General features: G+C 62.4%; 28 protein-coding genes and 1 pseudogene. 9 read left to right on the forward strand and 20 right to left on the reverse strand.

Features of this window, described 5'->3' with window-relative positions:
- Positions 1-85: 85 nt before the first annotated feature.
- A complete protein-coding gene (locus HMPREF2826_RS08415; protein ID WP_070640912.1) occupies positions 86-892 on the reverse strand; it encodes an ATP-binding protein in 807 nt (268 codons plus the stop codon).
- Positions 893-998: 106 nt separating this feature from the next.
- Here HMPREF2826_RS08415 and HMPREF2826_RS08420 point away from each other — a divergent pair, with 106 nt between their 5' ends.
- The 7 genes and pseudogenes from HMPREF2826_RS08420 to HMPREF2826_RS09600 all read left to right on the forward strand — a co-directional run bounded on the left by HMPREF2826_RS08420 (position 999) and on the right by HMPREF2826_RS09600 (position 5,783).
- Positions 999-1,661 carry a Crp/Fnr family transcriptional regulator gene (locus HMPREF2826_RS08420; RefSeq protein ID WP_070641308.1) on the forward strand — a complete coding sequence of 221 codons (663 nt, stop codon included), beginning with the start codon at positions 999-1,001 and terminating at the stop codon, positions 1,659-1,661.
- Positions 1,662-1,799: 138 nt separating this feature from the next.
- Positions 1,800-2,210: a serine integrase family protein gene (locus tag HMPREF2826_RS08425; protein ID WP_070640914.1), complete on the forward strand. Its 411-nt coding sequence runs from the start codon at positions 1,800-1,802 to the stop codon at positions 2,208-2,210.
- Positions 2,203-2,367 carry an SHOCT domain-containing protein gene (locus HMPREF2826_RS09470; protein ID WP_168164000.1) on the forward strand — a complete coding sequence of 55 codons (165 nt, stop codon included), beginning with the start codon at positions 2,203-2,205 and terminating at the stop codon, positions 2,365-2,367. The genes HMPREF2826_RS08425 and HMPREF2826_RS09470 overlap by 8 nt, the downstream gene beginning before the upstream one ends.
- 57 nt (positions 2,368-2,424) lie before the next feature.
- Positions 2,425-4,221, forward strand: coding sequence for a recombinase family protein (locus tag HMPREF2826_RS08430; protein ID WP_070640916.1), 1,797 nt, complete (start codon positions 2,425-2,427; stop codon positions 4,219-4,221).
- Positions 4,203-4,922 carry a recombinase family protein gene (locus HMPREF2826_RS09595; protein WP_210388991.1) on the forward strand — a complete coding sequence of 240 codons (720 nt, stop codon included), beginning with the start codon at positions 4,203-4,205 and terminating at the stop codon, positions 4,920-4,922. Before HMPREF2826_RS08430 ends, HMPREF2826_RS09595 begins: the two co-directional genes overlap by 19 nt.
- A gap of 15 nt (positions 4,923-4,937) precedes the next feature.
- A pseudogene (locus HMPREF2826_RS09750) lies at positions 4,938-5,114 on the forward strand (recombinase family protein); the annotation flags it as partial.
- Positions 5,100-5,783, forward strand: a complete 684-nt coding sequence (locus HMPREF2826_RS09600; RefSeq protein WP_256388677.1) for a recombinase zinc ribbon domain-containing protein — start codon at positions 5,100-5,102, stop codon at positions 5,781-5,783. The pseudogene HMPREF2826_RS09750 and the gene HMPREF2826_RS09600, both read left to right, overlap by 15 nt.
- Before the next feature lie 263 nt (positions 5,784-6,046).
- On the opposite strand, the gene HMPREF2826_RS09160 is transcribed toward HMPREF2826_RS09600, so the two are convergent.
- On the reverse strand, positions 6,047-6,652 hold the full coding sequence (locus tag HMPREF2826_RS09160) for a sister chromatid cohesion protein PDS5 (RefSeq protein ID WP_083307355.1): 606 nt from the start codon (positions 6,650-6,652) through the stop codon (positions 6,047-6,049).
- 307 nt (positions 6,653-6,959) lie between these two features.
- Between HMPREF2826_RS09160 and HMPREF2826_RS08440 the strand changes: the two genes are divergently transcribed.
- Positions 6,960-7,310: a hypothetical protein gene (locus HMPREF2826_RS08440; protein ID WP_070640918.1), complete on the forward strand. Its 351-nt coding sequence runs from the start codon at positions 6,960-6,962 to the stop codon at positions 7,308-7,310.
- A gap of 474 nt (positions 7,311-7,784) precedes the next feature.
- Complete coding sequence (locus HMPREF2826_RS08445) at positions 7,785-8,522, forward strand: GntR family transcriptional regulator (protein ID WP_070640920.1); 738 nt, start codon at positions 7,785-7,787, stop codon at positions 8,520-8,522.
- Positions 8,523-8,607: 85 nt separating this feature from the next.
- On the opposite strand, the gene HMPREF2826_RS09605 is transcribed toward HMPREF2826_RS08445, so the two are convergent.
- The 18 genes from HMPREF2826_RS09605 to HMPREF2826_RS08520 form a co-directional block, all read right to left on the reverse strand.
- Positions 8,608-8,892 carry a dehydroquinate synthase/iron-containing alcohol dehydrogenase family protein gene (locus HMPREF2826_RS09605; protein ID WP_371440583.1) on the reverse strand — a complete coding sequence of 95 codons (285 nt, stop codon included), beginning with the start codon at positions 8,890-8,892 and terminating at the stop codon, positions 8,608-8,610.
- A complete protein-coding gene (locus tag HMPREF2826_RS08450; RefSeq protein WP_083307358.1) occupies positions 8,828-9,700 on the reverse strand; it encodes an iron-containing alcohol dehydrogenase in 873 nt (290 codons plus the stop codon). Before HMPREF2826_RS08450 ends, HMPREF2826_RS09605 begins: the two co-directional genes overlap by 65 nt.
- On the reverse strand, positions 9,693-10,325 hold the full coding sequence (locus tag HMPREF2826_RS09170) for a transaldolase family protein (RefSeq protein ID WP_083307359.1): 633 nt from the start codon (positions 10,323-10,325) through the stop codon (positions 9,693-9,695). The genes HMPREF2826_RS08450 and HMPREF2826_RS09170 overlap by 8 nt, the downstream gene beginning before the upstream one ends.
- 75 nt (positions 10,326-10,400) lie before the next feature.
- Positions 10,401-11,099: a transaldolase family protein gene (locus HMPREF2826_RS08455; protein WP_070640922.1), complete on the reverse strand. Its 699-nt coding sequence runs from the start codon at positions 11,097-11,099 to the stop codon at positions 10,401-10,403.
- A gap of 9 nt (positions 11,100-11,108) precedes the next feature.
- On the reverse strand, positions 11,109-11,930 hold the full coding sequence (locus HMPREF2826_RS08460; RefSeq protein ID WP_070640924.1) for a PTS system mannose/fructose/sorbose family transporter subunit IID: 822 nt from the start codon (positions 11,928-11,930) through the stop codon (positions 11,109-11,111).
- On the reverse strand, positions 11,914-12,693 hold the full coding sequence (locus tag HMPREF2826_RS08465; protein ID WP_070640926.1) for a PTS mannose/fructose/sorbose/N-acetylgalactosamine transporter subunit IIC: 780 nt from the start codon (positions 12,691-12,693) through the stop codon (positions 11,914-11,916). The genes HMPREF2826_RS08460 and HMPREF2826_RS08465 overlap by 17 nt, the downstream gene beginning before the upstream one ends.
- Before the next feature lie 28 nt (positions 12,694-12,721).
- Positions 12,722-13,195: a PTS sugar transporter subunit IIB gene (locus tag HMPREF2826_RS08470; protein ID WP_070640928.1), complete on the reverse strand. Its 474-nt coding sequence runs from the start codon at positions 13,193-13,195 to the stop codon at positions 12,722-12,724.
- 10 nt (positions 13,196-13,205) lie between these two features.
- Positions 13,206-14,060 (reverse strand): sugar phosphate isomerase/epimerase family protein, encoded by an 855-nt coding sequence (locus tag HMPREF2826_RS08475; RefSeq protein ID WP_083307360.1) that lies wholly within the window; start codon positions 14,058-14,060, stop codon positions 13,206-13,208.
- A 1-nt stretch (position 14,061) separates the two neighbouring features.
- Positions 14,062-14,472: a PTS sugar transporter subunit IIA gene (locus tag HMPREF2826_RS08480; RefSeq protein WP_083307361.1), complete on the reverse strand. Its 411-nt coding sequence runs from the start codon at positions 14,470-14,472 to the stop codon at positions 14,062-14,064.
- Positions 14,473-14,588: 116 nt separating this feature from the next.
- Positions 14,589-14,837: a hypothetical protein gene (locus HMPREF2826_RS08485; protein WP_070640930.1), complete on the reverse strand. Its 249-nt coding sequence runs from the start codon at positions 14,835-14,837 to the stop codon at positions 14,589-14,591.
- A gap of 43 nt (positions 14,838-14,880) precedes the next feature.
- Positions 14,881-15,102 (reverse strand): hypothetical protein, encoded by a 222-nt coding sequence (locus tag HMPREF2826_RS08490; RefSeq protein ID WP_070640932.1) that lies wholly within the window; start codon positions 15,100-15,102, stop codon positions 14,881-14,883.
- 57 nt (positions 15,103-15,159) lie between these two features.
- A complete protein-coding gene (locus HMPREF2826_RS09475; protein WP_168164001.1) occupies positions 15,160-15,285 on the reverse strand; it encodes an AAA family ATPase in 126 nt (41 codons plus the stop codon).
- Between the two features lie 590 nt (positions 15,286-15,875).
- The gene (locus HMPREF2826_RS08495; RefSeq protein ID WP_083307363.1) at positions 15,876-19,523 is read right to left on the reverse strand and encodes an RICIN domain-containing protein; all 3,648 of its coding nucleotides are present in this window, start codon (positions 19,521-19,523) and stop codon (positions 15,876-15,878) included.
- A 125-nt stretch (positions 19,524-19,648) separates the two neighbouring features.
- Positions 19,649-20,041, reverse strand: coding sequence for a hypothetical protein (locus HMPREF2826_RS08500; protein WP_070640935.1), 393 nt, complete (start codon positions 20,039-20,041; stop codon positions 19,649-19,651).
- Between the two features lie 45 nt (positions 20,042-20,086).
- Positions 20,087-21,157: a Holliday junction branch migration DNA helicase RuvB gene (gene ruvB / locus HMPREF2826_RS08505; RefSeq protein WP_070640937.1), complete on the reverse strand. Its 1,071-nt coding sequence runs from the start codon at positions 21,155-21,157 to the stop codon at positions 20,087-20,089.
- The gene (gene ruvA / locus HMPREF2826_RS08510; RefSeq protein ID WP_070640939.1) at positions 21,157-21,786 is read right to left on the reverse strand and encodes a Holliday junction branch migration protein RuvA; all 630 of its coding nucleotides are present in this window, start codon (positions 21,784-21,786) and stop codon (positions 21,157-21,159) included. Before ruvA ends, ruvB begins: the two co-directional genes overlap by 1 nt.
- Entirely contained in the window at positions 21,783-22,436 is a 654-nt protein-coding gene (gene ruvC, locus HMPREF2826_RS08515; protein ID WP_070640941.1) for a crossover junction endodeoxyribonuclease RuvC, read from the reverse strand. The genes ruvA and ruvC overlap by 4 nt, the downstream gene beginning before the upstream one ends.
- 61 nt (positions 22,437-22,497) lie before the next feature.
- Positions 22,498-24,363: a nitrilase-related carbon-nitrogen hydrolase gene (locus tag HMPREF2826_RS08520; protein WP_070640943.1), complete on the reverse strand. Its 1,866-nt coding sequence runs from the start codon at positions 24,361-24,363 to the stop codon at positions 22,498-22,500.
- Positions 24,364-24,389 lie beyond the last annotated feature (26 nt).

The raw sequence follows: 24,389 nt of genomic DNA on the forward strand, positions 1-24,389 counted from the left end.
TTGTACCTCCTTGTCTTTCAGCTTTCTGACCTCAATCTATCAGCCATTCCGTGCTTTGTATGTGGTTATAATCACGTATTTGAAATCAATCGAGAATTTTTCCGTCACGAGATATCGTCACGACCCGCCACGGAATGAACTTTCCGCTTGCCTGCAGGGCGTTCTTCGTCGCCATCTCCAGCCCGCCGCAGCAGGGAACCTCCATGCGCACGATGGTCACTTCCCTGATGTCGTTGTTCTTGATGATTTCCGTGAGCTTTTCCGAGTAGTCGATGTCATCGAGCTTCGGGCAGCCGATAAGGGTGACGCGGCCGCGCATGAACTCCTCGTGCATGTTGGCATAGGCATATGCCGTGCAGTCGGCAGCGATCAGGAGCTTCGCCCCATCGAAGAAGGGAGCCTCGGTGGGAACCAGCTTGATCTGGCATGGCCATTGGGCAAGCCGGGGTATCGGTTTGGCATAAGCCTCCATCTGGGCTGCGGGACTCTCCTCGGCGCGTGCTGCAAGCTGCATGGAGCGCGATCCGGGACACCCACCATGCGGCATACTCCCGCCTTCCTCTTTCATCTTCGCCATCATCAGTTTTCTTCTCTCGTTCTCATCTTCCACCTGCATGATTTCCTCTACCGTCATCTTCATTGCCTCGTTCTTGGCTTCTTCCTGTGTTCTCTTCACGGCGGCATCGTCGTATTCGGGTGCTTCGCGTTCCTCGAAGGTGATGGCTCCCGTAGGGCAGTTCGGCAGGCAGTCGCCGAAACCGTCGCAGAAGTTCTCGCGCACCAGCTTCGCCTTGCCGTCTACTATGTCGATCGCCCCTTCGTGGCATGCGGTAGCGCAAAGTCCGCACCCATTGCATTTCTCCTCATCGATGTGAATGATCTTCCGTATCATCGCCTGACCTCCGGTTTTGCTTGTGTTTCTAATGAGACTTTAGTATGATGTGAAGAGAAAGTATGTGGTTATAACCACGGAATTTCAAAAAAGTGAGAATACATATATGGACATCAATCTCGTGAAGGACGCCATGATCTTTCGTGGCATGAACGGCAAAGAAATCCAGACGGCACTGGAGCGTCTGTGCGCATCGGAGAAGAAATACAGAAAAGGCAGCACGATCCTTCACGCCGGGGAGGCTACCAGTCAAATGGGCTTGGTGCTCGAGGGCAGCGTCACAATCGAGAACAACGACATCTGGGGGAACAAGACGATCCTAAGCCATGTGGGACGCGGCCAGTTCTTCGCAGAGACCTACGGCCTTCTTGCAGATGAGCCGCTTCTTGTGGATGTGGTGGCAAACGAGGATTGTCGCGTTCTGTTCCTGCGCATCGGAGCCTTGCGCTCCATGGTTTCTGATCGATCTGTCTGGACATCAAAGATCGTCACGAATCTTCTGACGATCTCCGCGCACAAGAACCTGATGCTGTCCGGCAGAAGCTTCCACACCGCTCCGAAAACCATCCGCGAACGCGTCATGTCCTATCTGAACAGCGTATCGATCCAAAGGGGAAAGACGGAGTTTGACATCCCCTTCGACCGCCAGCAGATGGCTGACTATCTGAACCTTGAGAGAACTGCTCTCTCAAAGGAACTGCGCAAAATGAAGGACGATAGGCTGATCGATTTCCATAAGAACCACTTCGTGCTCCAAAAGACCTACTGATCGTAGCCAATTTCTGAACTTTCCCTCTCCTTTAAGCATTCATGCCTGCGGGTGTCTTCGGATACCTGCAGGCTCTTTTTTTGTTTCCCCCCCTCAAAACCCCCTCCGAATGTCCGTATGGTGAAGGAGGCACATCCCATGACCAACGAACAGATAAAGCGGATCGAACGGCTCCGGGCGGACGGGTGCGGCTACGCGAGGATCGCTAAGATGCTCTCGCTCTCGAAGAACACCGTGAAGTCCTATTGCCAGCGCCACGGCCTCTCCGGCGGCACCGCCAACAAGGAATCGGACGCTCCGCAGTCTTTCTGCAAGGAATGCGGGACGCCCATCTCGCAGACGCCCGGTCGCAAGGAGGCCAAGTTCTGCTCGGATGCCTGCCGCAACTCGTGGTGGAACTCCCATCGGGACATGGTGAACCGCAGGGCTGTCTACGAGTACACCTGCCCCGCCTGCGGCAGGCCGTTTTCAGCATACGGCAACGCCCACCGCAAGTACTGCTCGCACGCCTGCTACATACAAGACCGCTTCGGAGGCCGCCATGAATGACGAGAGATTCGAGGCGGAGAAAGCCTACGAGGCGTCGCTTCGCGTGGCAAGGGAAATGCTGGAGGCTGGCATTATCACCAAGGAGGATTTCAAGGAGATGAGAAAGATTCTCATCGAGGAACACACCCCGGTCTGCGGCGGCATCTTCGCCATATAAAGCTTGCTATTTACCCCGTTCAGAGTGATGTATGTAAGCGGAAAGGAGAACGAGAATATGGCCACAATCACGAAGATCGAGCGATCCGTTCCGCGCATCAAGAAGCGTCTGAACGTCGCGGCCTACTGCCGCGTGTCCGTGGAGATGGAGCGAACCATGAAGTCCTTCTCCGCGCAGGTGAGCTACTACAACGACCTCATCCAGAGAAACCCCGAGTGGCGATTCGCGGGCATCTACTCAGACGGCGGCCTTACCGGGACGAGCGAGAAACGCGCAGGCCTCCAAGACATGCTGCGCGACTGCGAGGACGGGAAGATCGACATCATACTCACCAAGTCTATAAGCCGCTTTGCGAGGAACACGGTCGACCTCCTCAAGACCGTGAGGCACCTGAAGGAACTGGGCGTTTCGGTTCGCTTCGAGAAGGAGAACATCGACTCGCTCACGGCAGACGGCGAGCTGATGCTGACGCTTCTGGCATCGTTTGCGCAAGAAGAGGTCACGAGCCTGTCCACCAACGCCAAGTGGGCTGTGAAGAAGAAGTTCGAGCAGGGCATCCCCAACGGCAAGTTCCGCGTCTTCGGATACGTCTGGGAGGGCGACCATCTGGTCATCGTTCCAGAGGAGGCGAAGGTCGTGCGGCGCATCTTCCAGAACTTCCTCGACGGCAAATCGAGGCTTGAGACCGAGCGCGAGCTCAACGGCGAGGGCATCACCACGAGGAGCGGCAGCAAGTGGATGGACTCGAACATCAAGGTCATCCTGACAAACATCACCTACACGGGAAACCTCCTCCTGCAAAAGGAGTACATCGACGACCCCATCACCAAGAAGCGAAGGAAGAACAGAGGCGAGCTGCCGCAGTACTTCGTGGAAGACACCCACGAGGCGATCATAGACATGGAGACCTTCCAATACGTGCAGGACGAGATGGCACGCAGGCGGGCGCTCGGCGCTCTCGCGAACAAGTCGCTCAACGTCACCTGCTTCACCGGCAAGGTGAAGTGCGGCCTGTGCGGCCAGAGCTTCATGCACAGCACGAGGAAGAACCGCGCCAAGGTCACGCAGCTCGGCGAGCGTTACGCCTTCTGGAGCTGCGGCACCAAGAAGAAGAAAGGCGGTCGATGCAAGAGCCGAAGCATCCGCGACGACGTGCTCCGAGCGGAATGCGCGAAGGCTCTCGACATGGAGGGGTTCGACGACGAGGCCTTCTTGGAGCGCGTCGAGAAAATCGTCGTGTCAGGCGATACCGAGCTCACCTTCCACCTGAAGGACGGAACCGCCATCGTCCACGAATGGGAGCGCACCGGCCACCGGGACTGCTGGACGGACGAGTACCGCGCCATCGTCTCCGAGCGGCGCAGGAGCACGCCCATGACGCGATCCGACATCGGCTGCTTCTCCACCAAGATCAAGTGCACGCGCTGCGGGTGCAACTTCCGCAAGGCGACGCAGAAAAGCCAGTCGAAGAAAGGGGGCACGCACATCTACTGGAGATGCGCGTCGAAAGACCCGGAGTGTCCGTCCATAGGGCTTCGGGAGGACTACCTCAAGCCGCTGGCGGCAGAAGTCCTCGGCCTATCCGAGTTCGACGACGCTCTCTTCGAGGAGCAGATCGAGCGCATAGGCATCGACCCGCCCACCCGGCTCACCTTCTGCTTCAAGGATAGCAGGAAGGTCGAACGCGAGTGGACGGTACCGAGGCGACACGGCACCCCGTGGACAGACGAGCAGCGTGCGAAGTTCAGGAAGTCCGTCAAGGGCACGTTCACGCCCGAGCGGCGAAAGCAGATGAGCGAGAACATGAAGCGGATCAGGAAGGAGCGTGGAGACAATTGGCGAAGAAGAAAGTAACGGCGATCCCCGCCACCCTGAAACGCTACACGTCCTCTCCCATAGGGAGCAAGGAAAAGCGCAAGGTCGCAGGATACGCCCGCGTCTCCACCGACAAGGACGACCAGTTCACGAGCTACGAAGCACAGATCGACTACTACACCAACTACATCAAGCAGCACAGCGACTGGGAGTTCGTGAAGGTCTACACCGACGAGGGCATCACCGGAACCTCCACCAAACGACGCGAGGGGTTCAAGTCTATGGTGGCCGACGCGCTCGACGGCAAGATAGACCTCATCGTCACGAAGTCGGTGAACCGCTTCGCCCGAAACACCATCGACAGCCTGACCACGATCCGCGAGCTCAAGGAGAACGGAACCGAGGTCTACTTTGAGAAGGAGAACATCTGGACGTTCGACTCGAAAGGCGAGCTTCTCATCACCATCATGAGCTCGCTCGCGCAGGAGGAGAGCCGTTCCATATCCGAGAACTGCACGTGGGGTCAGCGCAAGTGGTTTGCGGACGGCAAGGTCACCGTGCCCTTCTCGCACTTCCTCGGCTATGACCGTGGCGAGGACGGCAACCTCGTGGTCAACGAGCAGGAGGCCGTCACCGTGAAGAGGATCTACGCCCTCTTCCTCAAGGGCATGACGCCATACGGCATAGCGAAGAAGCTCATGGAGGAAGGTCGCAAGGCACCTGCTGGCGGATACCGGTGAAACGCGGGAAGCGTCAGAAGCATCCTGAAGAACGAGAAATACAAAGGCGACGCCCTTTTGCAGAAGAGCTACATCGAGGACTTCCTGACCAAGAAGCAGGTCGTCAACAACGGCGAGATACCGCAGTACTACGTGGAGAACAACCACGAGGCCATCATCGACCCGGAGGTCTTCGACATGGTGCAGCGCGAGCTTGCAAGGCGCACCCCCGGCAGAAGCAGGCATAGCGGCGTGCACCTCTTCTCCGGTCGCATCGTCTGCGGCGTCTGCGGCAGCACCTTCGGCTCTAAGGTTTGGCACTCCAACAGCAAGTACAGGCGCGTCATCTGGCAGTGCAACCACAAGTACGAGGGCGACGAGGTTTGCGGCAACACGCACCTGACCGACACGCAGGTCGAGGAGGCGTTCCTCTCCGCAGTCAACAAGCTGCTGGAAAACCGAGACACCATCCACCGAGACTTCCAGAAGATCAAGAAGAAGCTCTACTCCACGGCAGGCCTCGAGAAGGAGCGCGTGTCCTTGGAGGAAGAGATGAACGTGGCTTCCGGGCTCATCGACCAGCTGATCGCGGAGAACGCCCGCAAGGCGCAAGATCAGGCCGAGTACCAGCGCCGCTACGACGAGTTGGTCAGCCGCTTCGAGGCCGCAAAGAACAATCTTGCACAGGTCGCATCAGAGATCGAGCGCAGGACGCTCGTGCGCGAGACGATCGAGACCTTCCTCACCGATCTGGAGAAGCAGGACAAGGCCATCACCTCGTTCGACGAGGAGACCTTCTGCAGCCTCGTGGATCACATCACCGTCTATGGCGCGGACGACATCCGCGCCACCTTCAAGAACGGATCTGAAATCAAGGCATAAGAAAACTCCCCAAACCATCACGGTCTCGGGGAGTCTTTTACTCTTCGTCGTCTGGAAGAGGCTCTCTATCCGGCGGACATATCTTAGGCAATACCTCGAGAAAGTGCCTGCCTATCGCTTCCGGATCGTATCCATTCGACTCGCACACGAAGCGCAGACCGTCCGGTGTCAGGATGCGCCCGTTGTTTTTGTCTTTTAGATATCTCTCATATTCTAAGTACTACTTATCCGTGATCTTCTTCATACGTAAAACTGGAAATTGTTTACTTAGAAACTGTCACCTTAATCGCACCCAAACAATGGATTCTTACGACACGGTTATTGTCGGTTTCGGATATCTTCTGTAACTGCTCCAAAAAAGGCCTGACGAACTCTGGTCTGCGTTTACCGAGAACACGGAAGATTTCAGGTGCTTCCATCCTAACCTTGTCATCCACATCGTACAAAAGTTCAGCGAATATCGTCATATAGTTCTCGTAAACATCAGGCGTGTTCGTAGCAATGTTTTCTGATGCCCAGATAAAGCTCAGCCTGACCTTTGCATCTTCGTCAGAAGCAAATTGAAACAGGCTTGTCCAATACGGTTCGATGACTCGATAGTCGCTCCGGCCGATCCTACCAAGCGCATTGACCGCCCGCTCCCGCAAAAGCGGTATCGGACTGTCGCAGAAGGAAGCTATTGTAAGAACTGCATCCTGCACTAACTGAGGATATACAAGTCCCATCTCTCCAAGCAGCCAGAGAGCCTTTGCCTTTATTTTTTCGGATTCATGGGTAAGAAGAGACGAAACATACGGAATACTCTCTTCCCACTTGTTCCTGTTCTTTGTCAATACTCCAAGCTCTTTATAAAGTTCCGATTCGTTCAATCCATCACCCCCTCAACTTCCGATTTGCGCCCCTCTTGAAGGAGATGCACCCCCTTATGCAGCAAGCCTCGGGAAATCGTTGAATTGTATCAATCTCTGCAAAGTGCTTTCCTCAACCTCCTCATCCCCATGGCGGTCTCCTGGCACCTGCAGCCCTTCGACAAGGCCAAGGCGATCGAGATGTCCCGCGTCCAGGCGGGATGGATCCAGAAGGAGGTCATCAACGAGCAGCGGAGGGTCATCAGGGGCGGCTACGACTACGATCTCCTCTCGCCCAACCTCGCGGAGGCGAGGGACGAGAACGCGCGTGCTCGACCTCCTCATGCACCTGAGCCAGAGGTCCTACTACTTCAGCGGGCTCGTCTTCACCTACGCGGACACGAAGGCAAGGCTCCACGAGCGGGCGCAGCAAATCATCTCCGCCGCGCAGGCGGAGGGCATCGAGCTCGAGACGTACACCCTGCGCCAGCAGGAGGGTCTGAACTCGGTGCTGTCGCTCGGGCACAACCACTGCGACATCTACCGCGACCTCATGATGAGGGAGCTCTCCATCCTCGTTCCCTTCACGACACTCGAGCTCGACATGGAGGGCGGGTCTACCACGGCCAGAACGCCCTCTCGGGCAACCTCGTCATCTGCAACCGCGAGGCCCTCATGAGCCCGCACGGGTTCGTCTGCGAGATGTCGGGCTCGGGGAAGGGACCTTCTCTCTCGTACGGTGGCGCCAAGAGTGGAAGAAACGTCGGAATTGTGACTATTGTATCCCGAGAGGTCGCGGGGTCTCCCCCGCGTGCTGGACGGGCAGTGAAGCTATGTCCAGCGCATGCTTTTCCCATCACCCGGCGCGTCCTCCGCGGGTGAGAGGCGAGCCACTAGGCTAGGTGGTTAATGTACATACCCATGCAAAACATGTGTATGTTGCATGGGTATGTACATTAACTACGGGACTTGCTGCACTCAAAAGACGAGTGCTCCATCACAAAAGCTTGGCGGAATACCAACCTAGGGTACGTCTAGCCTTGAAAAGCACCCCCAGCGTTTCTCCTGTTTTCTTGACATCATCAACCCGAAGATAAATGTGCTATGTCATCATAGAACAGAAAATGATCTTTGCATCCAAGGAGCGTACACGATGAGTTCCCAACCCGACCTGCTCTATGCCCAAATCGAGCACGATCTTCGCCAGAGGATCATCTCAGGCGACCTCTCGATTGGCGAGAAGATCCCCACAGAAATTGAGCTCTGCGAGAAGTACTCGGTGAGCCGTATCACCGTGCGTCGGGCCATCCAGAACCTCGTCGACGAGGGCATCCTCTACCGTCTTCGAGGACGCGGTACATTTGTCTCAGCTCCAAAGCGCGAGATCCGCAAGGGAATGAAGAGCCATTTCGGCTACCACGCCTTCTCAGAGAATGGCCCGACACCATGCCGCTTCCTCGAGAAGCGTCTACTAGCAGCCGACGAAAAGCTCGCGCGCAAGCTTGACATCGGCGTCGGAGAAGAGGTTCAGCTCGTCAAGCGCCTTATGTTCGAGGACAACCTGCCCATCGGCATCGATGAGGTCTACATCCCCGTTTCGGTCATCCCCGACTTCCTTGACGCCATACGTGAGGACGTGCATCTCTACGAGCTGCTCGAGGACCACTACACCATCCAGGTGGGTGTGGAGGAGATCAAGATCGATGTGACCATTGCTCGCGAGGACGAGGCGAAGCTGCTCTCATGCATCAGCGGGGCGCCGCTCTTCCTGCTCGACAAGACCATGTGCGCCAAGGACGGTACCCTCGTGCACTACTCGCGTTCGCTCCTTCGCGGCGATCGTGCAAGCTTTGTCTTCTCCATCCAGGACGGTTGCATCCTCGAGGGCTGATTCAGTAAACAACGGCACATGCAGAGGCGGGGACGGTGAAGAGATGCCGCCCCGCCTGCTATTCCCCACAGGGAGGATATGGAGCTTATCCGAGTGCAGATATTCCCAGCGCGTTCGCTGCGCGCATGAGGCTGACCACGCCGGCGACATCATGGATATCTGCGGGGCTCGCCAACCATGATTCCGCCGCGAGCGCAGCCTTGGCGATCTTCTCGAGGTCATCCTGCGAGGGGTCGAGACCGAGCGCTTCGAAGGTGATGGGGAGTCCGCAGGCGACGCACAGGTCGAGCACGCGGCCGATCTCGTCATCTGGATAGTCCTCTGCGATGAGCAGACACAGCGTGCCGAACGCCACGCGCTCTCCGTGCATCGCGCGTTCTCCCTCTGGGATGGCGGTGATCGCGTTGCCGACAGCATGAGCTATGGAGCAACCCCACGTTCTCGAAACCTATGCCGGAGAGCAGGACATTGGCCTCGACCACGTTCTCGAAGGCAGGCGTCGGTGCCTTGGCGTCGCAGGCGACGAGCGCCGCGAGACCGTCGCGGAAGAGCGTATCGGCGCAGGCGCGCGCGATTGCGCGGCCGGCAAGGGTCGTCCTTCCCTGCTCGGTGTCGCACCACACGTAGTTGGCGTGGCCCATGCGCTCGTTCGAGAGGCCCTCGTAGTAGGTGGAGAGCGCGTCCCCGATTCCCGCGACGAGGAACCTGCGCGGGGCGGCTGAGATGACCTTCGTATCCACGAGCACGAGGTCGGGATTGGCCCGGTGGATGACGATCTCGTTCATCTCCCCCTCGTCGGAATAGAGGATCGACATGGCGCTCGTCGGCGCATCGGTAGATGCGATGGTAGGGCACACGATCAGCGCGATGCACCTCTCCGAAGCGATCATCTTGGCAACGTCGATGACCTTCCCACCGCCCACAGCGATGATGACATCAGCAGAGCCGATGCGCGCGGAAACCTCTTCGATGGAGCGGTGGCTGATTTCCCCTTCGAAGAGGACGGTCTGGTAGGCGCCATCCTCATATCCTGCGTAGAGAACGGGTGCGAGCAGGCCCTGCACGAACGAATCGACGAGGAACAGATGGTCTGAACCGAACCTGTCGGCATAGCGGCGCACGTTCGCGAGCACCCCGGGCCCTTGGATGTAATGGCCCACCGAACCCCAACTACGCATTGCAAACGCCTCTTTCCTGACATGCCATGGACTTGAGCATGGCGAGATCGACGGTTACATTCTGGGCACCCGACATGAGGGCGCGCTCCACATCGCCCGGGGTCTTGAGCGATGCCGCACACACCATGCAATCGATGCCGTGCTTATCAAACGCCTGCCTGATGGCGCGCACGACGCCGATGCCGTCGCCTCCGCACTTATCGAGGCGGCTCACATACACGGCGACGCAAACCGCTCCTGCCGCAGCGGCGAGGAGAGCCTGGTTCACATCGAACACCGCCGTGCACGATGCCCTGATGCCGAGATTCTTGAGCTCCGGGATGGCCTTGTACCCCTCGGGGCAGGCGGGGATCTTCACAAGCGTGTTGCCAGAAATCTCGCTCACGATGCGCCGCGCATCCTCCACCATCTCCTCGCAGGTATCTCCCAACACCTCGAGGTAGAACGGCATCTCGTCACCGATGGCCGAGCGTATCTCTCGGGAGCGCGAGAGGAAGGTCGCTTGGCCACCCGCAAGATCCTTCGCGGCGACCGAGGGATTGTCGGCATAGCAGTTGACGGGGAAGAGTGTCGAGGCCTCACGGATCTCATCGATGTCGAACGTTACCAAGCAGAATTCGAGCATGGAGGTTGCTCCTTCAAAGGGTGGCCCCGTCCTCAGGGGGTGCAGACGGGGCCTACTTGAGGGAATGTGCGGTTCTTAGGAAGCCATGTTGGCGATGCGGACGCCGACGCCGAACAGTCCCTCCCAGTCGGATTTGAACGTCTCGAGCGTCCCCGCCGTCATGGGATGCACGGCCATCTGCTCGAGAAGGTCGAGGTTGAGGGCGATGTTGTCGGCACCCGCCTCGATGGCGCGCTCCACCTCGCCCGCACTCTTAATAGAGGCAGCACTCACGATGCAGCCGATACCATGGTCGAGGAACGCCTGCTTGATGCGGCGGACTGTCTCGATGCCGTTGCCGCCGTTGCGGTCGAGCCTGCTCACGTACACCGCCACGTACTCTGCGCCGGCGAGGGCGGCGAGCATGGCCTGGTTGAACGTGAAGACCGCCGTGCATGAGGTGCGGATTCCCTCGGCCTTGAGCGCGGAGATGGCCTTGTAGCCCTCAGGGCAGGCGGGAATCTTCACGAGCGTGTTGCCGGGGACGGTTGCCACCATGGCGCGGGCATCCTCCACTAGCTCCTCGGCCGTGTCGCCCATGGCCTCGAGGAAGAAGGGCATCTCGTCGCCGATGACCTCGCGGATGTCGCGGGCGTTCTGAATGAACGACTTTCCCGTGCCCTTGAGGCAGTTGACCGCGATGGTAGGGTTCATGCTGTAGCAACCCAGGGGATACACCTTACTGGCAGCCTTCACCATCTCAAGGTCGCCGGTGTCAAGGCAGAATTCAAGCATGCTTCACTCCTAACCGAAGATTCCGAGCAGTCCGGCGACGACGCCGATGACCATGATGCCGATGACTTGGGTGAGCACGGGCACGCCCTTCTTGTTGAGCGCGTAGAGCACGCCGAGCGCGCACACGGGCAGCAGGCGCGGGAAGATGGAATCGAAGGTCTCCTGCAGGGAGAACAGCGTGCCGTTGATGTCGAACGCGATGGGCGTGGTAAGGCTCACGTTGGTCGCCACCATGGCGCCGATCACCATGAGGCCCACGATGGAGAGCGCGGTGGTGAGCTTGTGCATGACGTCGGCATCGGAGATCTGCCCGATGACGTTGGCGCCGAGGCCGTAGCCGTACTTCACGCCGAGCCAGCGGAGGGCGATGGTGGGGACGTTGTAGATGAGCAGGAACAGGAGCGGGCCGGCAAGTGAGCCGCTCATGCAGAGGCCCGCAGAGATGCCGGTGGCGATGATGCGCAGCGTTCCCGCGATGAGGGAGTCGCCGATGCCGGCGAGCGGCCCCATGAGCGCGACCTTCATCGAGGAGATGGAGGAGGTATCGAAATCCTCGTTGTTGGCGTTCTCCTCCTCCATGGCGGCGGCGATGCCTTCGATGAGGGGCTGCATGGTGGTCTGGCAGTTGTAGAACTCAAGATGGCGCTTGTACGCGGCGATGCGGTCCTCGCGGTTGTCGTAGAGCTTCTTGATGGTGGGGATCATCGCGAACGCAAAGGACATGTGCTGCTGGCGCTCGAAGTGCCAGGCGTGGCTCGTGGTGAAGGTGCGCCAGAAGATGCTGTTGAGCTCTTTCTGGGTGAGCTTCTTCTCGTTAGAATTCGTTGTCATCGTCAACCTCCGCAGCTACGATCTGGGAATCCTTGGGAATGAAGATGTGGGCCATGTACAGCACGCCGACGATCACGACGGCGAAGCAGACGATGCCTAGGGTGGGCACACCGAGGTAAGCGGCCAGGAGGAAGCCGAGCAGCAGAAAGACCGCGGTCTTCTTGGATGCGATCATGGTGATGAGCTGCGCGAAGCCGACGGCGGGGAGGATGCCCGTGGCAATGGTGATGCCGGTGGTGAGCCAGGCGGGGATGGCGGCCACGAATGCCGAGACCGTGTCGCCGCCGAACATGAAGGCCACGAAGGCGATCACGGCGAAAGCGGTATCGAAGATGAAGCCGTTGGCGAGGAAGATCATGGTGATGCCGCGGTCGTTGTCATCCTCTGCGTAGCGATCCGCAGAGCGGGCCATGATGGGCGTGATGACGCCGTAGAACAGGTTCACAATGAACGCCGAGAGCACGGCGGCGGGCATAGCGATGGTGATGGCGGCGTCGATGCCGTTGCCCGTGGTGATTGCGAACGCGGTGCCGAGCACCGAGCCCACAATCATGTCGGGCGGGATGGAGGCGCCGATGGCCTGCATGCCCATGAACACGAGCTCGAGAGAGAAACCGATGATGGTGCCGGTAGCGGCGTCGCCGAGAGCGAGGCCGACCAGGGCACCGAGGACGATCGGGCGGCCGAGCATGGCGGTACCAACGAAGTAGTCGGCCTTGCCGATGAACACGATGAGCCCTATGAGAAGCGCTTGGAATGCCATTGCTTCCCCTTTCTTGCTGAGCTGTTTCCTACAGGTCGGATTCGGAGATTACGAGTTTCTTATCCTTTGCGACTTGCCTGACTTCCACCTCGATTCCGTCGCAAATGAGCCCGCGCACGAGCTCGCGCTCCTCGTTGTTCAAATGGATGGCGATGCCGAGCGTTTTGGTGGTGTCCTCCTTCTTCTCGGTCCCGCCGAGGTTCAGCGAGCCGATGCCGCATGCGCGCGCGATGCGCTCGGCATCCGCGACGCAACCCGCGACGATGAGAAGGTCGTACTTGTCTGTGACGCCGCTCGTGATGGCGGCAATCGAATCGTCTACACTCTTGATGACGAGTTTCACGCCCACAGGCTTCGCGAGGCGCATGGTCTTCATGCGGATCTCGTCCTTCGCAACGGAATCCGAGACGACAAGGATGGCGTTGGCACCGAGCGTATGGCACCACGAGAACGCCACCTGGCCGTGCAGCAGCCGATGGTCCACTCTCAGCAGCTTGATCATCGTTCCTCCCCTAACGTGCGCTCTCGGCGCGGTCTATTCCGCCAAGACACCTCTCAAATAGCGCCTTGGTCTCTTCCATGTAGATTTCTGGGTCGCGGAAGCTCATGGGATGGACGTACTCCATCGAGAAGCCCCCCGCATAGCCGTTTGCCGCGAACACTGCGAGGTCGGAGGCCATGTCACGCGATCCATGGCCCCAGGGCATATGGCCGGTGGGGGTGCCGTCGACGAAGTGGCAATGCACGAGATCCCGACCGAATGCATCGAACCACTGGTCGATGGTCTCCCCCACGTTCCCCATCGCGCCGAAGTCCAGCGTGAGCTTGAGATTCTCGCGATTCACGCGGTCCTTGAGGGCGACGACGTCCGCGATGGTGGGGGCAACCTGGGAGGAGACGGTCCAGATGCTCTCGAGCGCCAACGTGATGCCGCGGGGGGCGGCGTAGTCTGCGAGATGGGCGAGCATTTCCGCGCTGCGGGCGCGGGCGTCTTCGACGGGCTCGTCGTAGTAGTTCCAGCCCGGGGTCACCAGCACGAGGGGCGAGCCGACGAGCGCCGCAAGATCGATGACCCGCTCGAAATAGGCACGCGTGTTGGCGACGAGGAGCTCCCCACGCGCGGCTATGTTGTTCGGCTTGGGGTTGTTCTGCTCCCCGCAGATGCAAGCAAGCCTCACGCCGTACTCCCCTATGAGCGCCTGCAGCCGGGCGGGATCCTCGCTGTACTGCGCGTTGATGAGGAAGTGCTGCGGGCAGAGCCAGAGCTCCGCGGAGGTGAAGCCGTGCTCCGCGCAGGCGGCGAAGAAGGCTTCGAGGCCGTAATAGCGCCAGTTGATGTTCATGGGATAGAGGTTTGCGGCTTCCATCTCAGAAGTCCTCTGCTTCCTCGGCGGATGCTTCAAGATCGTTGCAGAGGAGGATGACCTCGCGGCACTCCCCAATTGCTTCCTCGATATCCTGCACGTCCAGCTCGTCGGACGAGAGCAGCTGGATGAGCAGGGGCATGTTCATACCGCACACGAGGAAGAACTCGTGGTGGGCAAGGGCTGCCATGAACTCGTTGTTCACCGAGCCGCCGAAGATGTCCGTCACCACGACGACTGTCTCACCAGGAACAAACGTGGCAAGCAGGTCCTCAACCTGGTCTTGGGCCGAAACATTAGGATCGATGTAGGCGCAGAGGGTTTCGACATTGTCGAGCTGCCCGAGGATGATCTGGAGGGTATCCTTCATCCCTTCGGCGAGACGACCATGCGATGCTAGGACGAAACGGGCCACTGGAACTCCTTTTGTTATACGTTGTCTTATAACAATATTTGAGATGATGATATTACAACGTATAACAAAATCAAGCGGTAATTTGTTCTATTTGTCTCATCCCAAATACTATCTTGTTATCGCCAAAGCGACCTAATCTCATCAAGCTCTTTTTCTAGCCCCTTTACAAGGAACTTGCGAGCCGTATCGTTCTTCTGCATCCCGTGCTTCGCCGCATAGAGCGCTATCGCCTGGAACGTGTCCTCGTCAATCGGGATGTTGATAGTCCTCGGATACCTCTCCTTGACCGCACCCCTCTTAACCGCATGCCCTGCAAGCGCGCTCCTCCTGCCGAGAGCGGTCTCGAGCGGGTCGTTCTTAGCCATGCGATTCCCCTTACGCCTGTTATGGACGTTATGCCTGTTATGCCTACTGGAGGCCGATCTCCGCGAGGTAGGCGGAGACGAGCCCCCGGTAGTCCTCGTGGACCGTCGACGATGAGGCGAAGATCCTCTCCCTGTCGACGCGGGAGTTGAGCCTCTCGTCCACGGTGTCGAGCCTCTCGTCAGCAGCGACAATATCACCGAAGTCTCCAGCATCCTGGATGCAGTCGGAGACGTTATCCTCCGTGGGCTTCGCCTGGAGGAGCATGTCGCCCGAACCGCGGCGCTCCTTGTTTGCGCCGACGTGGAGGCTGAGGTTGCCAGGCTAGGCGTCCATATCGACCATGAGGACGCGAAAGCCCCTCGCAGTTAGCTCGACTGCGAAGGCCTCGACGGTCGTCGATTTGGCGATGTCGCCCTTCTGGTTCGAGAACGCGACGGTGCGGGCCATACGGGCTCCTTTCGTACGGCCGGCGCTGAAATTGTTAGGAATGTTACGCCCGTCATATCCCTTACGGGCGTTACACCCTTTATGCATCACAACATCGGCGGCGGAAACGAAACTCCCGCACTATGATCATCAAGAACGGTCATATGTTCAGCAGCGAGTCGATTCGATTCATCCCGGCGCGCTTCGACTTCTCTTCGTGAGCCTTCTCTGAACCCCGTTCTCCTGACACGAGATGGCTGCCTTCCATTCGCCACGATCCTTCGTGACAGAGCCTTGGCTGAGGTTCCTCATACTTCCCCCGATTCATGTCCATAGCTTTCAGCACCCTGGGTGCTGAAAGGATGCTGAGAACGCTCTCCCACTGACAAACGAACTATCTGTCCATCTGAAGATAAAAATAGCGTTTTTGCACGTCAGAGGGTGATTTTACCGAATTATTTTCGTAGAGATTCAGCTATGTTCTAGGCACATAAAGCCGCTCAGGCTCAGGCGGCGTGAGGGCGCACACTGACGGAAAGGCGCCCCCTCAAAAGGAGGCGCCTTCTCGTGACGCTGACAAGCTGCCGCTGCCTGGTAGCTACGCCGTCGACCTAGTAGCTGTACACCTTTGACCCTATCGGACAGGTGTTGTAGAGCCATTTCGCCTGGTCGAACCAGAGTCGCACGCAGCCGTGCGTCTCGGCCCTGCCGATGGTGGTGTCATAGGGGGCGCCGGGCGTGTACGGGTCACCGTAGTTGCGGTAGAAGCCGGCGGAATGGAAGCGCTGCCCCTCGCCGTCAGGGCTTCCGCTGGGAACGTAGAACTCCGACCAGTAGAAGTAGTCGGGGTCGTTGCCCATGAAGTACCCCTTCTTGAGGATCTCAAAGCTGCCCCGGGCCGTGATGCCAAACGTCGGATCGCTGTGCTTGGTGGTGCCCACGCTGCACAGCCAGTCCTGCACGGGCTCCCAGTTGCCGGCCGACCCCTTGAACACGATCGTGCGGCAGTTCCAGTTGTCGATGCACAGAAGGTAGTTCGTCTTGCTGGTCGTGTAACGGATGGCCTGGAAGGCGCTGTAGGCGACGTTGGTGAAGGCGCGCGAGCTGCCATCCCGATAGAAGTAGTGCCAGGTGCCGTTCTGCGAGACCCAACCATACCCGATCGTCTTCTTGAGCGTCCAGCGCTGCGATGCGAGACCCTCGCGCGGCTGCGCCTGGAACGCCGTACGCCCCGCGGCCACCTCAAGGGCCTTGCCGGAGTTGACGTTGACAAAGCGAACGCCGCCGCCGTCGACGATCTCGGCGCGCCAGAGCTGGGCGTTGGAGTGATTGAGATACCACTGCTGAACGCGCGCGCCGTCAAGGGACGAGGCCGAGTCAACGTCGAGGACCTTGCCTGAGGCAAAGTTCTTGATGAGGTAGCCCTCGCCCGAGGGCACGAGGTAGAACTTCTGCGCCAGCGAGTCGTTGCCCGCGTAGGCCTGGAGGTCGGCGCCGGCGGCCGAGGAGCCGCCCCTCACGTCAAGGACGAGGTTTGCGCCCAGGCCAGAGCGAAACTCGTAGAGGCCGCCCGCAAGGAGCCGCTCGGGCATGAAGAGGAAGTGCTGGGTCACGGACCCGCTGGCGTCCCGCAGGGCCAGCTTCGCACCGTTCGAGCTGCCCTCGGCGCCCAGGCTCATGACGAGGTCCGCCGAGGTCGACAGGAGGGAGAAGTACCTCCCGTTCCACACGGGCCTCCAGAGATTCTCGACGCCAGGCGTCGTGAGGGAGCTTCCCACCTGGAGGACGGAGCTCCCGCGAGCGGTGAGCCATCCTCCCGACGCGGCCGTGCGCAGGCGATAGGCGCCCGTCTCGGCGTCATAGACAACCTGGAAGCGCTGCGCCAGCGACCCGTTGGAGACGTAGATCTGCGCCTGCGCGCCGCTTGCCGAGGAGCCGTTCGTGATGTCCACGACCCGGCCCGTGTTAGAGAGGGGGCGAATGGAGTAGACGCCCTCGGTGAGGATGCTCGAGGGAATGAGCCAGAACCTCTGGGCGGCCGTTCCGTTTGCGTCATAGACCTGCAGGTTGGAGCCATTGCCGATCACGCCTCCGCTGATGTCCAGCACAAGGCCGTTGGCCTTGCTCACGAGGGTGTAGGAGACGCCATCCGCGTTGAGCCGCAGTGCCCACTTTTGCGCGTCTGACCCGTTGGCCTGCCACTGACGAACGTTGGTCGAGGGAACGACGTTGCCGTCGGCCACGTCAAGGACCTTGCCCGTCCCGATGACCGTGATGGTGTAAAAGCCGCTTCCGTCGTCCTTGAGATAGAGCCGCTGCGCGCCCGAGTCGTTCCTGGCATACAGGCGCGCGTTGGCGCCGTTGCCCAGGGAGCCGGCCTCGATGTCAGCCACGTGGCGCGAGCTCGCGCCCCCGCCTGCCAGCAGGTAGGCGCCGTCCAGCCCGCGCACGCCAGGCTCAATCGAGGGGTCGGGCGAGAGAAGGTAGAAGAGCTGCGCCCTGGTGCCGTTGGCCGTGTAGGCCTGGACGTTGGTGCCGTTGGCCGTGCCCGCCCACATGAGGTCGAGGACGAGGTCGGCACGTAGCTTCGAGACGAGCAGGTAGGCATCATCGCGCCTGACGAGCTTCCATAGCTGCGCGTCGGTGCCGTTCGCATGCCAGAGGCCAACGTTGACGCCGTCGCGCAGCCCAGCCGCCTGCACGTCAAGGACCTGGCTGGTTCCTGCACGCGCCACCGTGTAGTAGTCGCCGACACGGCTGAGCGTCCATCTCTGCGTCCCTGACATGGTGCTCTGGTACGTCTGGACGTTGGTCCCGTCCGCAGAGCCGCCGCCGGCGGAATCAATCACCTGCACCAGACTGTTGGCGGAGCGGATGATGTAGGTGCCCGCCTTGTCGGTGACGGCCGGGCCGGCCGCGAGGTTGGCTGTCGCCTCGAGCCAGAACCACTGGCCCTCCCCCTCGTTAGCTACGAGCGTCTGAAGCCCCGCTCCTGCCGTGCCCGCTAGGGCGTCGGCGACGCCCAACGCGAGGCCGCTGGCCTTGTTGACAAGGCCGTAGGAGCCGTTCGCATTACGCACGAGCGCCCAGCGCTGCTGGGCCGACCCGCAATCAAAGGCCAGTTGGACCCGCGTGCCCGGCACGACGCTGCCGTAACGTGCCTCGAGCACCTTGCCCGACTCGATGGCGTAGACGGCGTAGTAGCCCTTGGCGTCACGCTTGAGATACAGGCGCTGGGAGGGGGACCCGTCCTTGTCGAGCAGGCGGACGTCAGAGGAGCCTGCCCTGCCGACGACGACCGAGCCTAGGGACGAGGGGCCCGAAATCAGCTGGTAGGAGCCGTCCGTTCCGGGAAGCGTCGCGCCCGGGGCGACCGTCACGGTCGCGGGCAGGAAGAGGAAGCCTTGGGACGCGGTGCCGTTGGCGGTGTAGATCTGCACGTTCGTACCGTTGGCGGTACGGCCTCCCGCAAGGTCGAGGACGAGGTCGCGACGCAGCCTCGAGACGACCTGATAGCTACCGCCCATCTTCACGATGGTCCAGAGCTGGGCGTCAGTGCCGTTGTCGTCCCATATCTGGACGTTTGCGCCGGCCCTCGCCGAGGCGGCAGACACGTCGAGCACCTTGCTCGTCCCCACCAGGCCGATGGTGTAGCAGCCACTGTCCTCGTGGAAGGTGAGCCTCCACCGCTGGGCGGGGCTCATGTTGCTCTCGTACGCTTGCACGTTGGTCCCGTCGGACGTGGACCCGGCGGTCACGTCGAGGACCTTTCGGCCGCCGTTGACCGACTCGATGACGTACTCCCCCTCCGCGACGGGAGGGACGGAGGGTCCCGGCTCGGAAGGGGGCTCTAGCGGGCTGGCAGGCGCAGGGGAGGCATCCGGCTGCTGGGGCGCCGCCTTGGGCTCACCGGCGGCGGAGCCGTTCGAGACAGACTCCCCTGCGGACGAGGGCGGCTGGACGGCGTCCTGCGGGGCGTCCTGCGGGGCGTCCTGCGGGGCGGCCTGCCCGGACGGGGACGGTTCGTCCTCGGTCCTCGCAGAGGCCTCAGGCGCCAGTGCCGACGTCTCGCTCGCCGCAGGCTGCTCGGGGGATGGCGGCAGGACGACACCCAGAGCACCGGCGGACTCACGCGTGATCACGGCGTCGGCAGGTGTCGCGAAGGCGGGCCGGGGGGCGATAAGCACGGCACACAGGAGCGTCGAGGCGGCAAGGACGGACAGGGGCGCCCTCATCGCGCGAACGTGGCGAGCTTGCATGGAAACCAGATCCTCTCATGGGTCTCGTCTGCGGGACCTCACCGAAAGCCAGCGCCTCAGGGGGTCTAGGACGCATTTTACCTGAAACCAAGAGGAGCACGCAAAGGCTGCGAGGGCACCGGCGCTCACCCCGCGTGACCCAGGCGCCCCTCCAGCTCCCGGGGAATCACGCCCGGCTCGACGGTGAAGGAGGCCTCCACCGCCTGGGCCTGGCTGAGCCTGAGCTCCCTGAGATCGTCGTCACCCAGGCACCCGTAGGCGTCGGAGAGCTGACGGAGCGAGAAGGCCACATAGCCTGCGACCGCGTCCCCCACGCCCGAAAGGAGCATCATCGTGACGAGCGAGTCCGGGGTGAGCGCGAGGGCCACTTCGGGGTCGAGGTCAAGCAGGCCGGCAATGCCCTCCTCGACCGTTGCGACGTCGCCGCGCGTGGGATGGCGCCTCAGCGCCCCAAGCGCACGGGCGACCGTCTCGACGAACTGGGAGATGACCTCAAGCAGATAGTCATGCTGCAACATGCTTCCTCCTCGTCGGGGCGCCGCGGCCCCCGGTCGAGACGCCCGTCATGCCGTGCCGTCCGGCGGCACGGCGACGCCCAGATGCTCGAAGGCAAGCGCCGTCGCCTGCCGACCCTGGGGCGTGCGCACAAGGAGCCCCTGCTGAAGCAGGTAGGGCTCATAGACGTCCTCAAGCGTCGACGGGTCCTCGCCCACGGCCGAGGCGATGGTGGACAGCCCCACCGGACGACCCCTAAAGGTCTTGGTCAGCGCCACGAGGATGCGCGCGTCCATCCAGTCGAGGCCCATCTCGTCAATCTCAAAGAACGAGAGGGCCCGCGCGGCCACCTCCCAGCTGATGAGGCCGTCGGCCTTCACCTGGGCATAGTCGCGCACACGCTTGAGCAGGCGATTGGCCAGCCGCGGCGTGCCCCGTGAGCGGCTCGCTATCTCCGAGGCGCCCCGGGCGTCCACCTGCACGCCCAGAAGGCGGGCTGAGCGGCAGACGATCTGTGACAGCTCGTCGATCGTGTAGTAGTCAAGGCGGTACGAGATGCCGAAGCGGTCGCGCAGAGGGCCCGTGAGCAGGCCCGTGCGCGTCGTGGCGCCCACGAGGGTGAAGCGCGGCAGATCAAGGCGAATGGAGCGGGCGGCAGGCCCCTTGCCGATGACGATGTCAAGGCAGAAGTCCTCCATGGCGGGATAGAGGACCTCCTCCACCTGATGGTTGAGGCGGTGGATCTCGTCGACGAAGAGGACGTCGCCCTCCTCGAGGTTGGTGAGGATGGCCGCGAGGTCGCCGGTGCGCGAGATGGCCGGCCCCGACGTCGTCTTGAGGCGGGCGCCCATCTCGTTGGCCAGGACGCCGGCGAGCGTGGTCTTGCCCAGGCCAGGAGGGCCCGAAAAGAGCACGTGGTCAAGGCTCTCGCCCCGCTCCTTGGCCGCGGCGATGAGGACGCGCAGGTTGGCCCTGACGCGCTCCTGGCCGCAGTAGTCATCCAGCGTCTTGGGCCTCAGGCCCCGCTCGACCTCCAGGTCGTCGGCCGTGAGCTCGCCCGTCACGCCGCGGGAGCCGCCCCGGCCGCGCGACGACGGGCTCTCGGACGCAAAGAGGTCCTCGTCAGCCGCCTCCCACATCAGGCGCCACCTCCCAGACGACGCAGGGCGCCGGCGACGAGGCGCTCGACCGAGGAGCCGGCGGCGTCCGCGTCGGCCAGGGCCAGCTCGCATTCCTGCTGGGTGAACCCAAGCGACAGCAGGGCGGAGGTGGCCTCAGCCACCAGGGCCTCGGCACCGCCGGGGCGCGAGGGAGCGGGCGCGTCCTGGCCCTGCGCCCCGACGAGGCCGCGCAGGGTGACGTCCTTGGCGAAGACGCCCTCAAGCTCCACGAGCAGCCGCTGCGCCTTGCGTTTGCCCACGCCGGGGACCTGTGCCATACGCTCGGCGTCCTGGAGGGCGACCGTGGAGGCAAGGGCGGCCGGCGTGAGGGTGGAGAGCACGGAGAGCGCGAGCTTGGGGCCGACGCCCGAGACGGCGATGAGACGATCGAAGACGGCGCGCTCCTCGCGCGTCGCGAAGCCGAAGAGCTCCAGGGAGCTCTCCTTGACGAGGAGCCTGGCCAAGAGCGTGACGCTGGCGGTTCCCGCCGGCGGGAGCTGTGCCGCCGTGTTGGCGGAGACTCCCAGCTCAAAGCCGACGCCGCCGACGTCGATGAGGGCCATGGGGGGCACGAGCTCGACAAGGGTACCCGTCAGCTGGGCGATCATTGGCTGTTTCTCCTACTCTGACGTACGTGGCTGAAAGCCGCGCGGTCGCGCCCGCCGCCCGCCACGTGCGTCGCGGTCGCGGCGGCGGTGACGTCACGGGCCAGCGCGCGCTCGAGGCGACGCTGCGCCTGCTCCTGCTCGAGCATCTGGACGGCGGCCGCGTCGCGGCGGCGCCGCCGGGTGAGGGCGAGGTTGGCATGGCAGATGGCGGCCGCCAGCGCGTCAGCGCAGTGGTCGGGACGAGGGTCGTGGTCAAGGCCCAGGACGGTGCGCACCATGAAGATGACCTGGCGCTTGTCTGCCGACCCGGTGCCCACCACCGCCTGCTTGATCTGCATGGGGGTGTACTCGCCCAGCTCAAGGCCCGCCTTGGCGCAGGCGACGATGGCGGCGCCGCGCGCCTGGGCGGTCGCCATGGCGGACCTGCTGTTCTCGCCAAAGAAGACCTTCTCTATGGCCAGCTGCGAGGGGGCGTAGGTCGCAACGATGCGGGATATCTCGTCAAAGACCCTTCCCAGACGCACGTCGATGGCGAGCGAGGCGTCCGTGCTCACGCAGCCGTAGGCCCGCGCGCGGCAGGTGGAGCCGCGCGTCTCGATGACGCCCCATCCCGTGTGTGCCAGGCCGGGGTCTATGCCTAGGACGATCATGCCACTGTCCCACCTTGCCCGATGTGATAGAACGTTCGTTCTAACTATAGCATAGCGCCGCTCAGTTCTCCGAGAAGGGAGGTCCCCAGAGCATCACGCCGCCCGCGGGCCTGTCCCCGGCCTTGCCGGCCCGCCGGGCACCGAGCCACTCCTGAAGGCCCTCCAGGTTCTGGCGCGGCAGAAGCCCGCTGTTGGCAAGGTCGCCCAGAAGCGTCATGACCTCGGAGAGCTGCCCCGCGACATCCGCCGCGGAGGGCCCTGCCTCCGGCGGCGCCGGCGCGTCGCCACCTGCGGCTCCCATGAGCGCCTCCTTGGACAGCCGGGCCAAGTCGTCACGAAGCGCCTGGTCACCCAGGGAGCCGTCGGGCCGCCACGCCAGGCCCAGCGACGTGCGGCTGTCGGCCAGGGGCGCCGAGCTCGTTGCGATGACGAGCGGCGTCCCCACGCGCCAGGGTTCCGCCTCGTCGAGCGCCTCGAGAACCCGGCTCACGTACGCGGGGGAGCGACCGGTGACGGCCGACACGTCGCGCAGGCCGTGACGCCCCTCGAGGTGCTCGAGCAGGATCGCGTCGATGGCAAAGACCGTCTCCTCGACCGACGGCCCGAGGAGCGTCAGTCCCGGCAGGTCCGGCAGGTCGACGCGGGTGAGCTGGGCCTTTCCCAGGACGGGAGAGATGGTGTTGCGCAGGCGCGCGAGGTCGAGGACGTCGGAGCGATAGACGTCCCCCAACGGCAGCGCGAACGCGGCCGTGGGCAGCTGCGACCTCAGCCCCAGCGCCAGGTCAGTCTTGTCCCGCGACGACAGCACCAGGCCGTCGAGCTCGCGGGCCCAGGCGGCGAGCCGGGCCTGCGCGATGCCCTCCTGGAGCGCCTCGTCGCCCTGGGCGGCGCGAACGAGGGCGTCGTCGAGCTCCTGGACGTCAAGGCGCAGGCGGCCGGCGAGCTCGCGGGACCTTCGCGCGTCCTCATCGCGTCGCGCGGACACGAGGACGTGCACCCTCGTCGGCCCGAGGGCGTCGGTCGCGAGCAGGGCGAGCAGGGAGGCGGACAGGGTCCCGTCAAGCCCGAGGACGACGGGGCGGCCTCCCCCGTACTTGCCCACCATGTCGTGAAGGCCCAGGGTGAGCACCTGCCACAGATGGAAGGTCTGGTCAAAGAGGACGTTGCCGCGGCTGGGGTCAACGGGGGCGCGCTCGTCAAGCGAGCAGAGCACGAGACCCTCCTCGAAGGCGGGACCGCACGCGACGAGCGTGCCGGCGGGCGAGAGGACGAAGCTCGAGCCGCCAAAGACGCGCTCTCCGTACAGGCCCACCCCGCCGACGCCGCAGAGCCAGCAGGCCATGTCCCGGGCGTCCTGGACGAAGCCGCCCTCGACGACGGCGGCCCCCAGGGCGCTTGCGGGGTCGTCCACGCAGAACCCCTGGTCGTCCAGGTACACGACGACCGTGGCGTCCTTCTCGCGACCTCTCAGCCGATCGAGGTCGTCCGGCGACGTCGCCACGGCGACGCGCTCCCCGGCGATGTCGAAGAGGGGCGGCCCCTCCTTCGTTGCCAGCTCGTCGCGCGGGGCGTCGTCCCGCTTTGCCAGGAGGTCGGCCAGGCTCCCCGACATCCCCAGGAGCCTGACCGAACCGTCCTTCAGCAGCACGGGCTCCTGGACGCCCGCGTCCTCGACGCCGACGAGCACCGAGACCAGGCAGGGACAGGCCACGTCGGCGGAGAGGGAGGCCAAGGTCGCCACCAGGTCCCTGAGGAAGCCCACCTGGTCCGCCTCCCTCACGAGCTCGTAGCCCGTGAGGGCGCAGGACGGCAGGACCAGGAGGTCGGCACCGTCCTTGGCGGCCATCCGGGCATAGGTGCGGATGCGCGCCGCGCTGCGCTCGAGGTCGCCGGGGCGCGTGTTCGTCTGCGCGATGCCAAGCTTCATGTTCGTCTCCCCTCAGGTGCCCTCAC

The organism is Olsenella sp. HMSC062G07 (assembly GCF_001811895.1).
Classification (GTDB): Bacteria; Actinomycetota; Coriobacteriia; order Coriobacteriales; family Atopobiaceae; genus Olsenella_F; species Olsenella_F massiliensis.